General features: G+C 48.9%; 12 protein-coding genes. 6 read left to right on the top strand and 6 right to left on the bottom strand.

Annotation, left to right across the window (positions count from 1 at the left end; genetic code table 11):
* The first annotated feature begins 114 nt into the window (after nucleotides 1-114).
* The 3 genes from JMX98_RS01485 (at nucleotide 115) to JMX98_RS01475 (ending at nucleotide 1,797) form a co-directional block, all read left to right on the top strand.
* Nucleotides 115-597, top strand: coding sequence for a hypothetical protein (locus JMX98_RS01485; protein WP_201583982.1), 483 nt, complete (start codon nucleotides 115-117; stop codon nucleotides 595-597).
* 334 nt (nucleotides 598-931) lie between these two features.
* A complete protein-coding gene (locus JMX98_RS01480; protein ID WP_201583979.1) occupies nucleotides 932-1,354 on the top strand; it encodes a YbaN family protein in 423 nt (140 codons plus the stop codon).
* A 233-nt stretch (nucleotides 1,355-1,587) separates the two neighbouring features.
* On the top strand, nucleotides 1,588-1,797 hold the full coding sequence (locus tag JMX98_RS01475) for a cold-shock protein (protein ID WP_025644841.1): 210 nt from the start codon (nucleotides 1,588-1,590) through the stop codon (nucleotides 1,795-1,797).
* A gap of 187 nt (nucleotides 1,798-1,984) precedes the next feature.
* Here the strand turns inward: JMX98_RS01475 and JMX98_RS01470 are convergent, their stop codons facing one another.
* A complete protein-coding gene (locus JMX98_RS01470; protein ID WP_201583976.1) occupies nucleotides 1,985-3,070 on the bottom strand; it encodes a YeiH family protein in 1,086 nt (361 codons plus the stop codon).
* Nucleotides 3,071-3,498: 428 nt separating this feature from the next.
* On the opposite strand from JMX98_RS01470, the gene JMX98_RS01465 reads away from it, so the two are divergent.
* Nucleotides 3,499-4,434: a LysR substrate-binding domain-containing protein gene (locus tag JMX98_RS01465; RefSeq protein WP_201583973.1), complete on the top strand. Its 936-nt coding sequence runs from the start codon at nucleotides 3,499-3,501 to the stop codon at nucleotides 4,432-4,434.
* 130 nt (nucleotides 4,435-4,564) lie between these two features.
* Here JMX98_RS01465 and JMX98_RS01460 read toward each other — a convergent pair whose 3' ends face one another.
* Together JMX98_RS01460 and JMX98_RS01455 are read right to left on the bottom strand one after the other, a co-directional pair.
* Nucleotides 4,565-5,026 (bottom strand): universal stress protein, encoded by a 462-nt coding sequence (locus tag JMX98_RS01460; protein WP_201583971.1) that lies wholly within the window; start codon nucleotides 5,024-5,026, stop codon nucleotides 4,565-4,567.
* 99 nt (nucleotides 5,027-5,125) lie between these two features.
* Nucleotides 5,126-5,587 (bottom strand): universal stress protein, encoded by a 462-nt coding sequence (locus tag JMX98_RS01455; RefSeq protein ID WP_075100365.1) that lies wholly within the window; start codon nucleotides 5,585-5,587, stop codon nucleotides 5,126-5,128.
* A gap of 304 nt (nucleotides 5,588-5,891) precedes the next feature.
* Between JMX98_RS01455 and JMX98_RS01450 the strand changes: the two genes are divergently transcribed.
* A complete protein-coding gene (locus tag JMX98_RS01450; RefSeq protein WP_201583969.1) occupies nucleotides 5,892-8,969 on the top strand; it encodes an insulinase family protein in 3,078 nt (1,025 codons plus the stop codon).
* A 126-nt stretch (nucleotides 8,970-9,095) separates the two neighbouring features.
* Here the strand turns inward: JMX98_RS01450 and JMX98_RS01445 are convergent, their stop codons facing one another.
* Nucleotides 9,096-9,659, bottom strand: a complete 564-nt coding sequence (locus JMX98_RS01445) for an NUDIX hydrolase (RefSeq protein WP_201583967.1) — start codon at nucleotides 9,657-9,659, stop codon at nucleotides 9,096-9,098.
* Nucleotides 9,660-10,188: 529 nt separating this feature from the next.
* On the opposite strand from JMX98_RS01445, the gene JMX98_RS01440 reads away from it, so the two are divergent.
* Complete coding sequence (locus JMX98_RS01440) at nucleotides 10,189-10,926, top strand: NUDIX hydrolase (RefSeq protein ID WP_100750056.1); 738 nt, start codon at nucleotides 10,189-10,191, stop codon at nucleotides 10,924-10,926.
* A 32-nt stretch (nucleotides 10,927-10,958) separates the two neighbouring features.
* Here JMX98_RS01440 and JMX98_RS01435 read toward each other — a convergent pair whose 3' ends face one another.
* Complete coding sequence (locus JMX98_RS01435; RefSeq protein ID WP_201583965.1) at nucleotides 10,959-12,314, bottom strand: oxygenase MpaB family protein; 1,356 nt, start codon at nucleotides 12,312-12,314, stop codon at nucleotides 10,959-10,961.
* Between the two features lie 40 nt (nucleotides 12,315-12,354).
* On the bottom strand, nucleotides 12,355-12,936 hold the full coding sequence (locus tag JMX98_RS01430) for a DUF2799 domain-containing protein (protein WP_201583964.1): 582 nt from the start codon (nucleotides 12,934-12,936) through the stop codon (nucleotides 12,355-12,357).
* Nucleotides 12,937-13,088 lie beyond the last annotated feature (152 nt).

Genomic DNA, 13,088 nt, shown 5'->3' with positions numbered 1-13,088 from the left:
TCGACCAATGTGCCATGATTAAAGAGTGATATGCTATCTGTGTTAAAGTGCTAAGGTAAACCATTTATATAACTTTTATAACCCATCGACTTACTCATAACTAAAGGACAAGCCATGAGCCATTATCTTAAGATTACCGCTGCCATGCTAGGCGGGGCGTTGTTTTTATCCGGCTGTGCCAGTACTGGCATGTCGCCATCACACCCAAACGATCAGGTCAATAACACCTATCAGTTGCCACAACAGATCTACGACGGCTATTGGGCAATGGCAGCAGGAATGGGCGGTCAAGCTGCTGTAGTGAACTTTCGCAGAGATGGCACAAGTTACAACTATCGCTTTAAATGCTATACCGATGGTAGCTATCAGCAAGCGGCCGTAGAAAAATATAATTTAAAGCCCAACCGTACCGCAGTAGGGCTACAATACGAAAACGAGCCAGTTTTCTCCCAAGTTAAGGTCATAAAACTGGCACCCAAACAAACGCTGGTACTCAACCAAAGCTTTAGCGACCCTGAGTTGCAGCAGGCCTATCCAAATGGTCAAGAGTTTACTTACACTTACAAGCCAACTTTAGAGCCAGTGTGCTTATTGTAATGACGCTATAGATATTGCTGAGTAGATAGATAGTTAATCCATTTATATGACACATGTGTTAAAGACCGCTATCATCATAAAGCAGCGGTCTTTTTGCTTTATTTGCGATAGGGAGATAGACCCAATTTACCCAATCACTAACCAAACATACCGATTGATAGCAAAACCCTCATAAAAGTAGTCTTGTAGCATATTTCCTGATACGGCATCCTTAGTGAGTTCTATCAGCCGCCGTCTTTGTCATAAATTTGCCGGCCAAAACCTGACTATCTGACACTATCCAACGATATCCACTATCCAACGACATCCTTTCCACTATCCAACGACATCCTTTATGAGCCAAAAAAAGCACTTCTACTACCGCCCAAAGACCAATCAGCACCACAGCCCGACAGTGCGTTGGACATTTGTCATATTAGGCTGGTTGTTTTTTGTGCTGGGTATCATCGGCATCTTGCTACCCGTGATGCCGACTGCGCCTTTTATATTACTGGCGGCAGGGTGCTGGGCACGTAGCTCGCGGCGCTTTCATTTTTGGCTAATCAATCACAGATACTTTGGCAAATATGTCCGTGATTGGGAAGAAAATCATGCAGTACCGCTTTATGCTAAGTGGCTTGCGACCATCATGATGGCGATATCGACTGCCATGTTGTTTTATCGTCTGCCTGCTGATATGACATGGGTGGCATGGCTGGTAGCACTGGTCTGTAGCGGGGTTGCCGTCTATTTGTTTCGTCTGCCAAATGCCAAATAAAGTCGCCAATATAGGGCAATAGTTAAGTCCGGTTACATAAAACCTGAGATAAGGCTTGCGATACTAGGATGTTCCCCCTATAATACATCCAAGCTTAAGAGCAGTTCTGCACCAAATCATTACCTCGTAGTATTAGTTATAATCCTTCGTTTTAATATTTATCGTTCAGTAGCTATTTGCAAGCGTTATCGGTCTATTAGACCACAAATAAATTAAATATCAGGATTATGACTATGTCAGACGTTCAAAAAGGTACAGTTAAGTGGTTCAACGAAGCTAAAGGTTTTGGTTTCATCGCTCCAGAAAACGGCGCAGACGTTTTCGCTCATTACAGCGAAATCTCAGGCTCAGGCTTTAAAACTTTGGCTGAAGGCCAAGAAGTTGAGTTCACTGTAACTCAAGGCCAAAAAGGCCCACAAGCACACAACATCGTTGCTATCTAATTTGTCTTTTATAGATAAATAGAGCAAGATAGAAAAACGAGCCTCTGGGTTCGTTTTTTTTTCGCCTGCAATTATAGGTTGTAGGTTATAAGATTATAAATAGTTGTCGTCTATGATGGCTATCATCGCTTATACAGACTAGCAATAAAAAAGGCCAACGACTTCACTATCGTTGGCCTTTCTAGTTTTAGGCAAATGAGCTGATAGCGATATTGATAACCCCGCCGCCGAGCAGCAACCAAGCAAACATCACTGCTCCTAAAATCAGCGGCTTGACGCCAGCTTGTTTGATAGCGCTCATATGTGTGGTTAAGCCTAACGCAAACATCGCCATCGTCAGCATCACATCATCTAACATCACCATACTTTGCTCAAAGCCATCGGACATCGGTATCCAAGTGTGCAACAGCACCACCAAGATAAAGATAAAAGCAAACCAAGGGACATTCACTTGTCGCACACGGCTCATTAGGGAAGGTTTGTCAGCTTGATCGTTACCAGATGAGGTCAAGGCAAATGATAAAATAAGCAAAAATGGCGCGAGCATCATGACCCGTATCATTTTGGTGACGACCGCGGTATTGCCGACCTCGGTGCTCACCGCGTTACCCGCGACCACCACTTGCGCCACTTCATGAATGGTGGAGCCGGTATAAATACCGTATTGCTGAGCGTCGAGCCACGGCTGCAGCCAGCCAAGATGGTATAAAAATGGATAAAGCAGCATGGCAATGGTGCCAAATACCACTACCGTCGCTACAGCGATCGTCACCTTGTGCGCTTCGGCCTTGACCACAGGCTCTGCGGCGATGACTGCCGCCGCCCCGCAAATGCTAGCCCCTGAGCCAATCAGTAGTGTCGTTTGCTTATCGACCTTTAGCCATCTGGTACCGAGCCAGTAAGTCAATAGAAATGTCGAGGTCAAGACCAGAGCATCGGTCATGATCGCTGGCATTCCGACACTGGAGACTTGCGTTAAGGTCAGCTTAAAGCCATAAAAGATAATGGCCAGACGCAATATTTGCCCCTTAGCAAAGGCCACGCCCACCTGTAAGCGCTCCGCGAACTGCGGGTAGACGGTATTGCCCAGCACCATGCCAAGCAATATCGCCAGCGTCAACGGAGAGAGGCCAACGATACGGCCATTTGACCAACTATCGATGCTGGCATCCAACCACAAGCACAGCAAACTGCCAAAGAACACCACAACCAGCCCTGCTAAGTGGCGGTTGCGCGGGCAATAGTGATTCATTGACTGTGTAAAAGCATACATGGCTCGTCGTCCTCATGGCTATAATCAAAATAAGCATAAGCTTATGAGTAGACAGTATAAGACAAGCCAACTTATAATAAAAACAGATTAATAAGATAGAAACTATCGAAAATATAGGTAAGAGAGGCGTGAAAAACACCTCTATTAAAAGCAGAGGTGCCAAAAGTGACGAAGGCGTTGTTAAAACAAGCTTATAGTCGATCCTAAATAAAACAGATACATTATATATCAAGGTGGAACTGGTCTAAATTTTTCTTGCGTGCTGTGTCTACGCTGCTCGATGCTGCGAAAAATTTATCCCAGTCCCACTATGTCTTTTACTATACTGAATTCGCTATAGTAAAAGATAGATTGTTAAATCTGTTGTGTATTAAAAAATATAGGTCGTGTGACATACATCTACAGACGGATATAAGGCAAGCGAGACAATGAAAAAAGCCATGCAAACGCTACCGAAGATTACCCTAAAGCAACTGGCGGTGTTTGTGAGTATTTATCAAACTGGTAGCACCAGCCGCGCCAGTGAAGCGCTGCATCTCTCGCAGTCGGCCGTCAGTAGTGCGCTGAGTGAGCTGGAGGCGCGTCTGCAGATGCCGTTATTTGAGCGGGTCGGACGTAGGCTCAACCAGCATCCCAATGCTCATCCTATTTATATACAAGCGCAAGCGATCTTAGAGCAGTCGTTGACGCTGGAGCATTATCATAAGTATCAAGCCGGTCAGATTCATATTGGCGCCAGCACCACCATCGGTAATTATGCCTTGCCGCCGCTGCTGGCCAAGCTGTATCAGGTGCTGCCAGACGCTCGTGTCGATATGTATATCGCCAATACGCAAGAGGTGGTGACGGAGGTTGAGCAGTTAAATATCGATATCGCGTTGGTAGAGGGCATGCCGCGCCCCACAGATATTAAGACCATCGAGCAGCGCGCATGGCGGACAGATACTTTGATGATATTTGCCAAACGCGATAGCAGATGGCTGGCAGGTCTTGCAGATTATCAAGAGACTGAGCGTCTGTATCATATGACTCTTACGCAGTTGGCCAAACTGCCGCTACTGGTGCGAGAGGCGGGGTCGGGCACGCGGCAGATCATCGATGAGCAGCTGCTCAAACATCTGCCAGAGGCCGAGGTGATTATGGCAATTCAGCAGTCGGAAGCCATCAAGCATATGGTCAGTGCCGATATCGGTCTTGGCTGCCTGTCTCAGCATGTCATCGAGGCGGAGCTGGCAGCAGGAAAGCTGGTACAAGTAAAAGTCGCAGGTATCGATCTGTCACGGACGTGGTGGTTGGTCTGGCACAAAGCCCGCCATCAAAGCCCGATTTGGCAGACTTTTATAGATATGATACAAAACGATTGAGCAAACGCAAAAAGCGCGGCGTCGTAGATACACCGCGCTTTTTTAGCGTTTGAGGTTTTGAGCGCGACTATTTGTGCGTTACGGTTTGAGCGCTATTGTTTGAGCACCATTAAGTAACGTTTTATTGGCGCTACTTGGATACGGGTTTGTCGAGTCTTACGACCAAGCTGTCGCATGGGACGTTGGGCAGGATATTGTCCGCCGTAGCACCGCTGACCCACGCGGCGATGCCTGTGCGTTTGTGCCGACCGATGACCAAGAGATCGACGTCGTGTTTGTGGCAATAATTGACGATGCCTTCGCTGCTAGAAATGGCGGTGGTCACTTGCGAGTTGACGGCGTCTAGCTCATTACGCGCCAAAAACTGCGCCAGCTTTGCCCGTGCTTCTTGGCAGCGCTCATCATCGATCTCATCGTATAAGCTCGAGGCGGGGACCAACTCATAACCAAAACCAACCATGGTGTCTTTGACGATATGCAGTACGGATAGTTTAGCGCCCGGGCGGTTATCGACGATACGTTTGGCCTTTTGTGCGACGATATCGGCATCAGAGAGTAAGTCGGTGACCAGTAGTATGTGTTCATAACTCATAGCGTCTTCCTCATGTCAGATAGTATTTACTATAGCACTACTACAGAGCGCTGTTAAGTCGTTATCAAGCGTCATCACACAGATGATGCAGGCCGCGTATTACTCTGCAAAGGGCTGGTCGAGCTTGACCACCAAGCTGTCGCAAGGAATATTTGGCAAGATACTGTCGGCCGTCGCTTTGGCCAACCATGCGGCGATACCATGACGCTCATGGCGGCCGATGATGAGCAAGTCGACTTGATGGTCGCGGCAATAATTGACGATACCCTTACTGTTCGAGATAGCAGATGTCACCTCAGAGTTGACCGCATGCAGCTCATTACGCGCCAAAAACTGCGCCAGTTTTTCTCGTGCTTCTTGCCAGTGCTCGCCATCGACATCGCCTGATAGGCTGGAGGCTGGCACCAGCTCAAAGCCAAAGCGCACCATGTCGTCCTCGACGATATGCAATACCGACAGCCTCGCTTCAGGAGAGCCTGCAAGGATACGTTTGGCCTTGAGTGCGACGGCATCTGCATCAGACAACAAGTCGGTGACCAGTAAAATATGTTGATAGCCCATCATCAGCTCCTATTAAGACGTTTATTTTATAGTAGCAGTGGTGGGGGTGTTTGTTAAGGGTTAAATCCATTATTTTGTTATGGATATTCCCAGATAGACAATCTTTATAACCCCCTAAACGATTTAGCATTTAACAGACAGTCCATAAGGCTGTATTGATCAAGCGACTTACAAAACGACCTGTCAATCGACTCATAAAGAGAAGGGGCGACGTAGAATATTAACGCTCAGATCGCTTGACTTATCAAAGCAGCAGCCCCATCTACTACGGCACCCTATATATTATAATTTGATAAGGATCACTATGACTGACACGCCATTTATCGCCGATCTAACGCTTCATCCAGCGTTTGAGTTGATTGAGCATCGCCATATCGAGGCGTTGTCAATGGACGTGCTGATCAGTCAGCATGTCAAAACCGGCGCGATGCATTATCATTTGGCGCACCCAAGTGATGAAAACGCCTTTTTGGTTGGCTTTCGTACTCAGCCGATGGACTCAAAGGGCGAGGCACATATCTTGGAGCATGTGGCACTTTGCGGCTCGGCAAGGTTTCCGGTTCGTGATCCGTTTTTTTCGATGATTAAGCGCTCATTAAACACCTTTATGAACGCCATGACCGCGGCCGACTGGACAGCGTATCCGTATGCCACACAAAATAAAAACGATTACTTCAATTTACTTGCTGTGTATCTTGATGCGTCGTTTTTCCCCAATATTCATCCGCTTGATTTTGCTCAAGAAGGTATCCGCGTAGAATTGGACGAAAATGACAAACCGCAGTTTAAAGGTATTGTCTTTAATGAGATGAAAGGTGCGATGAGCGGCGAGATCGACCAGCTCTATCATACGGTCGCTCATCATTTATTCCCAACGACCACTTATCATTATAACTCGGGCGGTGATCCTGCGGAGATTCCTGATTTGACCCACACCGAGCTTGTTGAGTTCCATCAAAGCCATTACCATCCATCAAACAGCGTGATTATGAGCTTTGGTAATATTCCGGTCGCCGAGACCCAAGCGAAAATCCATGACGATGCTTTAAGCCAGTTTGAAGCGGGTAAAAAACACGTCTCACGTCCAGAGCAGCGCCTGCCTGCGCCAATCAGCGCGGTCGATACTTATACGGCTGATGAGGCGGGCCCTGACCAAACCCATCATGTGGTGGCGTGGCTGCTGCCATCGATCACCGATCCCAAGCAGCGTCTGGCTTTGCGTCTGCTAGAAGGCGTGTTGGTCGAGCATGCTGGCTCGCCATTGCGTGCGTATCTCGACAGTCATCCGCTTGGCAAAGCGCCAAGTCCGCTGTTGGGACTCGATGACAGCCATTATGAGATGGTATTTTATACCGGTCTACGCGGCTCCAACCCTGAGCATGCCGAGGCAGTAGAGCAGGGTATTATGGATTTACTGACTGAAGTGGCCAGTAAACCGATCGATGATGATACGATTGAGACCATTTTGCATCAGATCGAGATCGATCAGCGCCATATCGGCGGCGATAGTATTCCTTATGGTTTAAATTTGATGCTCGAAGGCTTTAGCACTGCCATTCATGATGGCAACCCGATCGACGTCTGGGAAGTGGATGAGCATTTGCAGTGGCTGCGTGAGCAAGTAAAAGACGCACAGTGGCTACCAAACCTTATCAAAACCCATCTGCTCGACAATCAGCACCGTGTGCGCGTGACGCTGACGCCAGATAGTGAAAAATCAGCGCGCCTTGCTGCAGCAGAGCAGACCCGTCTTGATACCATCGCGATGGACTTGAGCGCTGATGATAAAGCCATCTTAAAACAGCAAGCCCTTGATTTGGCAGCGCGGCAAGCAGCGCCTGATGATTTAAGCCTATTGCCAAAAGTCGGACTGGAGGATGTCCCGACCGATATCAGCTTTAAGCAAGGCACACAAAAACAAGTGCGCCTAAGCGGGCAAGACAGTACGCTGTTTGAATATGAAGCGGGCACCAATGGCTTGTATTATTATCAGGTGATTGTGCCGTTGACCGATGCCATTGGCAATCAGGACACCAGCAGTTTGCCTGTGAACGAGGTGATCAATCATCCATTGCTACCGATTTATTTAAGCCTACTATCAGAGCTGGGTACTGACTCGATGAGTGCTCATGAGATGCAGGCCAAGCAAGCGGCGCATTCTTCTGGCGTGACGGCGCGTATCAGCCAGCGCACCAGTATCGATGATAGCCAAACGATCAGCAGTTATTTTGTGGTGGCGACCCGTGCGCTCAACCGCAAGCCTGAAGCGATTGATTTGCTCAAAGAGGTCATGGAGCATAGCGTCTTTAGCGAGCATGACCGTATCAAAGAGATTTTGCAGCAGCGTCAAGCGAGCTGGCAGTCAAATTTGGCAAGCTCTGGGCATTCTTATGCCATGCAAACCGCCAGCCGCGGTATGAGCCGTCAAGCGCAGCTTGAGTATGTGCGTAGTGGCTTGCCTGCACTAAACGCGCTAAAAGACTTTTTGGCGCATGCCAGTGATGATGACACGCAGTGGGATAAATTGGCAACCAGCCTGATGGACTTGCACCAGCGTGTGATCAGCTTGCCCAAGCATGCCGTGATCATTTGTGAAGCTGAGCAAACCGAGCGCTTAAGCGACTTAATTGTCGAGAGCTGGAAAGACAGTCAAGCGCCAGCGCTTGCTACGCAATTGGGTGTCTCTGATGCGACTATCAAAGACACTATCCCAAGTGAGTTTGCCGAGCTGCACCTTGCGGTAGCGTTAAATGGCGAGACAGACACCATCAAGGCACGAGAGAGCAGCGCTGCGCTCGATGCCGAGGACTTGGCATGGCTAGTACCGACCAACGTCTATCATAATGCCAGCGCTTATCGTGTGCCAGCGGCCGATCATCCTGATACCGCTGCTTTGATGGTATTAGCGCCGTATCTGCGCAATGGCTACTTGCACAGCGCCATCCGTGAGCGCGGCGGTGCTTACGGCGGCGGCGCAGGCTATGACGCCAATGCCTGCGCTTTTAAATTCTTTAGCTACCGCGACCCGCAGTGTGCTGAGACCTTTGCGCATTTTGAGGCCAGTATTGAGTGGTTACTAAATGAGCCGCAGACCGATGAGCAGCTAGAAGAAGCCATCTTAGGTATCATCTCGGGTATGGATAAGCCAGGCTCTCCAGCTGGCGAGGCAGTCAAAGCCTGCTTTGCTGATTTGCACCATCGCGGTGCTGACTGGCAACGTAAGATACGCGCCGCCATATTGGATGTGACGGTGGCGGACCTACAGCGCGTGGCCAAGCAATACCTGCAAGGGCAACAGCATGTACGTGCCGTGCTAGCGCCTTATGATAAAGAAGAAACCGTGAAAAACCTCGGCTTTAACGTTTGCAAAATAAAGAGCTAATGGTGTTTTTTGGATAAAAACCAATCTGTCACTGTGAGCATTTATGAGGCAGACAATACTAGGTTATTGTCTGCTTTTATAGTTTTTAGTAAAAAGGCTGATGATTGAGTCAACGTTTAAAGGCGTTTAAAAACGTTTGATACTCAAGTCTTTGCCAATCATATCCTGATGAATAGGAAACTCAGACAATTGGTTAAACTGCTGTCGATCGGCAAAGTAGCTTCGTAAAGTGCGGCGCACGGCTTCAAAGGCGAGACTATCCCACGGGATGTCTTCTTCGCTAAACAGCGCACAGTCAAGGCTTTCAGAGCCGACACCATATGCACCGTCTTTGAGATCGGCCAAATAAATTGAGTATATCTGTCCGATGTCTGGCAGATCATAGATACAGTACAGATGAGGGTTTAACACCACCGCATCCGCTTCTTCATAGCTCTCACGCGCGGCGCCCTCTGCCATGGTTTCCCCGTTTTCCATAAAGCCTGCCGGTATCGTCCAAAGACCGTATTGCGGCTCTATCGCGCGGCGGCATAGCAGCACTCTGTCTTTATGTACGACCAGCGACCCACAGATGACTTTTGGGTTTTCGTAGTGAATATAGTTGCAATTTGGGCATACCAAACGCGGCATATTATCCGTGGCTGGTATTTTTCGTTCTGCTTGATGACCGCATTGGAGACAATAGCGCATATCAACTGCCTTTATAAATGTAGTAAGCGTAAGAGATAAAGAGTCAGGACTCCTAATGGCAAAAACACCCCGTCATTGTCAGACGCGCCCGCCCTTCATACGTTGGTTTTTGTGTGTGCTATCAGGATACCGGTAAAGCGGTGCTGCAAGATGTTATTCTAATAAGCAAGCACCGACTTAAGATAGCACACATTTTGTTCGTAGCGCAGCATGATAACAGTAACGCTGCATATCGCTGGCGGATCATAGTCCGATAAATGACAGCAAAGCCTTGTGGCATCGTGGCAAGCCATCACCGCCGTTTGTCATAAGCGATCACGCTAATTCATAAAACACGTTGACTTATAAAATTAAGAAGACAATACGCGGCGCCTGTCTGTCGATGCGATTTGAGACGTTCATGACAAACACCTCATGACGAATACCTCCTGACAAATGAACAGTCACACAAATAGCATGCAGCTGCGTGAAGAGTACGCTAGTCTACAGCTAGTCACGCCACATATTGATAAAAACATAGGGCAAGATCATGTTACTCCCTTCCCAGACTGTGCAGTTAGATGAGCAGTCGGTTGCTATACCACCTTTTATTCGCTATCCGACACTCAGGCAACTGACCGAGCGGGTTCAGCAAGAGACGTTAAATGCGTTGGCCGATTCAGCGCTGCATACCGCGCAGCAAAGCTCTCGCAGCGCGCGTGTCTTAGACAGTCTATACCAGACGCCCATTGCCGATGCTTCGATACTGGTGGCCATCACCCATGAGCGCCATCCCAAGCTGCTTTTGACGCGCCGCGCCGCGCACATGAATAGCCATGCAGGCGAGGTATCTTGCGCTGGCGGTAAATACGAGATAGGGGATGGTAATAACGTCGTCACAGCGCTACGTGAGGCCTGTGAAGAGACGGCTCTCCCGCCCAACAAGGTACAGCTAATCGGTCAGCTACCCATTCAGACCTCCAAAAGCGGCATGAGCGTGCGCCCAATCGTGGCTTTGATCGCGCCTGATTTGGTACTGGTACCTGAGATCGGTGAGATATCACGTATTTTTTGGGCAGATTTTGAGGCGTTACTCACGCAGCCTACCGTTGAGTACGCGATAGAATATGCCATGCAAGATCAGGTGGCAACGATACTTACGCCCAGCTGGCAAGTCGATGGCGAGACGGTCTGGGGGCTGACAGGCCGCGTCATTGCCAGCTTATTAGAGACAGCTTTTGATCGGCAGTTAGAGTGGTATTACCGCGTGCAAGACAGCCGATTGTAAGATTGTAATGAGCTGAGCCGATAGATGCTGAGTTATTGATAATAGGCGTCGTTTTTCTTGAGCCACCAGTTCATATTGTCTTGACGTTTGGCGCGAAAGGCTTCTAGTTTGGTGGCTACCGTTTGGTTGTGCTGACGGGCGGTATCGAGCGCAAACAAGATAGGCACGGAGGATAAGACACCAAACCGAAGCTTTGATTTTGGTAGTGCTAAGCCGTCTCCGATATCATCACCGACCAGAGTACGTGTCACACTGGCATTGACCATCTCTACAAAACGCCCGCGGCGATTGTCTTCGCCCATCAGTTGCCGCGGCAGATCGTGTAGGGCTTTTGCTAAAGGTTGTCCCATCTCAAAGTCTAGCTGTTGAATGGACAAGTAAGTGTAGAGCCACTCCCAGCAGGCGGCCTCATCCTTTGGTAGACGATCTAAATCCACACCCATCCAGTAACTGGCAAGATTCCATAAATGCAAAATTCCCTCGGCCTCCTCGCTACTGATACGCGCGCCAAGTAGCCGTAGCCCGCGCATAATCAGTAACGAGAACTGCAGATGAGTGGCAATCATATCAGTTTGGTTGATCGGTACACCCCAATAAGCAGTGTTCCAGCTGCCATCGGGATTGCGATGCTGATCGGCCTCTGTGGCGACGCCTTTTGCCGCGTTGTTTTTGCCACTGAGCAAGTTTTGCCGTACGAGCGTGTGAATCTGCCGCACCTGAATCGACTGACGCCAACCTTCAGAGCCGATCGCCAAAACGCTATCGATAGGCGCTCGTGTGCGCGGCATACGTGTGCTTGTTTTGGGTAATAATGGATGCTCAGAAACAGCCAAAATATAAGCATAAGTGCGCATGAGTCTTGGCAGGGCATCGTGCATCAACGCGCCGGTTTGGATCAGTGGCAGCGATAGGGCAGGGATGCTATAACCTGCCATCAATGCCACATTTCGTAGCAGCCAAATCAGCATCAGCGGATAGCGCCGATAGGCGACGGCCCCAGTCTGTGCAAGCTGTGGATCAAACCAAGTAGGATGGTCGCAAAACTGCTCAGCCAGTGCACAAAAGGACGGATGAGCTGTAAGTTTACTGTCGGTTTTGTTATCGAGGATAAGCTGCTGTAAGGGTTTGGCAAAACGCAGGCCGTCAGCCGCGAGCGTATCTGTCAGGGGGTCACCGATGTCGTAGCCTGCGACCATCTCCTCTAATAAATCTTGCGAGATGACAAAATCTTTGGGCAGCAAATAGCGCTTGATCCGCTTTAAGACCTGTAGGTCATGATGATCATCAATCGCTGTGGTGCGCCCATGACGCTGATACGATGCAAAGGTAGGTTGGCTCGATTTGGACGCGCGCGCTGGCTGTGGCTGGGCTGTATTGTTTGGATCCATAGGTAGCAAATGCCTTTATCGGTAGGCTTTTTATGATGGCCTAATATTTAGACGTGTGGTTGAGCATATCGAGCTGCCTTTGTGTGTCATCGAGGCGACGTTTGATCGACCCAAGCTCATCGGCCAAAAACAACAGCCGTTTGCGAGCGTCTTTCTCGTTGGCAAAGTCTAGCATTGCGCCGCTCTCAAGCTGATCAAACTCTGTTTGATACTCATCTAATAGGCGTCTGTCTGTGTCGAGCTGGTTGTCTAGACGATAGTAGGCTAGGCCTTGCTGATTGGCCTGTTGAAGGTGGTTTATCATAGCAGCAGGGCAGACGTTGTTTAACCTGCGCCCGCGGCGACCGACATTGTACGCATTGTTGCTCGTACAGTATTGCTGCAAACCAAGCTTGCGGCCGCGCTCCCACGCAAGATAATCAGGGGTCACATGCGCTTTGGCACAGGCTTTGCTGTGTGAGGCGAGGCGCTCTGAGGAGTAGCCTGCTACGCCATCGTTATAGCCTATCGTTTGCCAATCACCAATCAGGCATTGTTGTTTGGAGAGAGTCGCGCATGATAGTAAAAACATACTGCCAAGGATAGGCAGACTAAGCGATATAGTTCTGATAAGTCCCTGCATGGTCATCTCCTAAGACTGCTGCTATCAGTTGCGCCCAGTGTGCATCTAGATGTCACGAGGCGAGGTGTCATTGCGCTTACTGCCTTTATCCAAACATGGCTTGTGATGCTGTTTTTCTGTGGTTATTGTTTTTACTGTTAGGGTTGAAAGAA

This window comes from Psychrobacter sp. HII-4, assembly GCF_904846595.1.
Classification (GTDB): Bacteria; Pseudomonadota; Gammaproteobacteria; order Pseudomonadales; family Moraxellaceae; genus Psychrobacter; species Psychrobacter celer.
The sequence above is the reverse complement of the archived record's forward strand: the minus strand, read 5'-3'. Positions and strand labels throughout refer to the sequence as shown.

Coding starts and splice junctions, on each gene's coding strand:
- JMX98_RS01485 (WP_201583982.1), top strand. CDS start 115: ATGAGCCATTATCTTAAGATTACCGCTGCCATGCTAGGCGGGGCGTTG.
- JMX98_RS01480 (WP_201583979.1), top strand. CDS start 932: ATGAGCCAAAAAAAGCACTTCTACTACCGCCCAAAGACCAATCAGCAC.
- JMX98_RS01475 (WP_025644841.1), top strand. CDS start 1,588: ATGTCAGACGTTCAAAAAGGTACAGTTAAGTGGTTCAACGAAGCTAAA.
- JMX98_RS01470 (WP_201583976.1), bottom strand. CDS start 3,070: ATGTATGCTTTTACACAGTCAATGAATCACTATTGCCCGCGCAACCGC.
- JMX98_RS01465 (WP_201583973.1), top strand. CDS start 3,499: ATGAAAAAAGCCATGCAAACGCTACCGAAGATTACCCTAAAGCAACTG.
- JMX98_RS01460 (WP_201583971.1), bottom strand. CDS start 5,026: ATGAGTTATGAACACATACTACTGGTCACCGACTTACTCTCTGATGCC.
- JMX98_RS01455 (WP_075100365.1), bottom strand. CDS start 5,587: ATGGGCTATCAACATATTTTACTGGTCACCGACTTGTTGTCTGATGCA.
- JMX98_RS01450 (WP_201583969.1), top strand. CDS start 5,892: ATGACTGACACGCCATTTATCGCCGATCTAACGCTTCATCCAGCGTTT.
- JMX98_RS01445 (WP_201583967.1), bottom strand. CDS start 9,659: ATGCGCTATTGTCTCCAATGCGGTCATCAAGCAGAACGAAAAATACCA.
- JMX98_RS01440 (WP_100750056.1), top strand. CDS start 10,189: ATGTTACTCCCTTCCCAGACTGTGCAGTTAGATGAGCAGTCGGTTGCT.
- JMX98_RS01435 (WP_201583965.1), bottom strand. CDS start 12,314: ATGGATCCAAACAATACAGCCCAGCCACAGCCAGCGCGCGCGTCCAAA.
- JMX98_RS01430 (WP_201583964.1), bottom strand. CDS start 12,936: ATGCAGGGACTTATCAGAACTATATCGCTTAGTCTGCCTATCCTTGGC.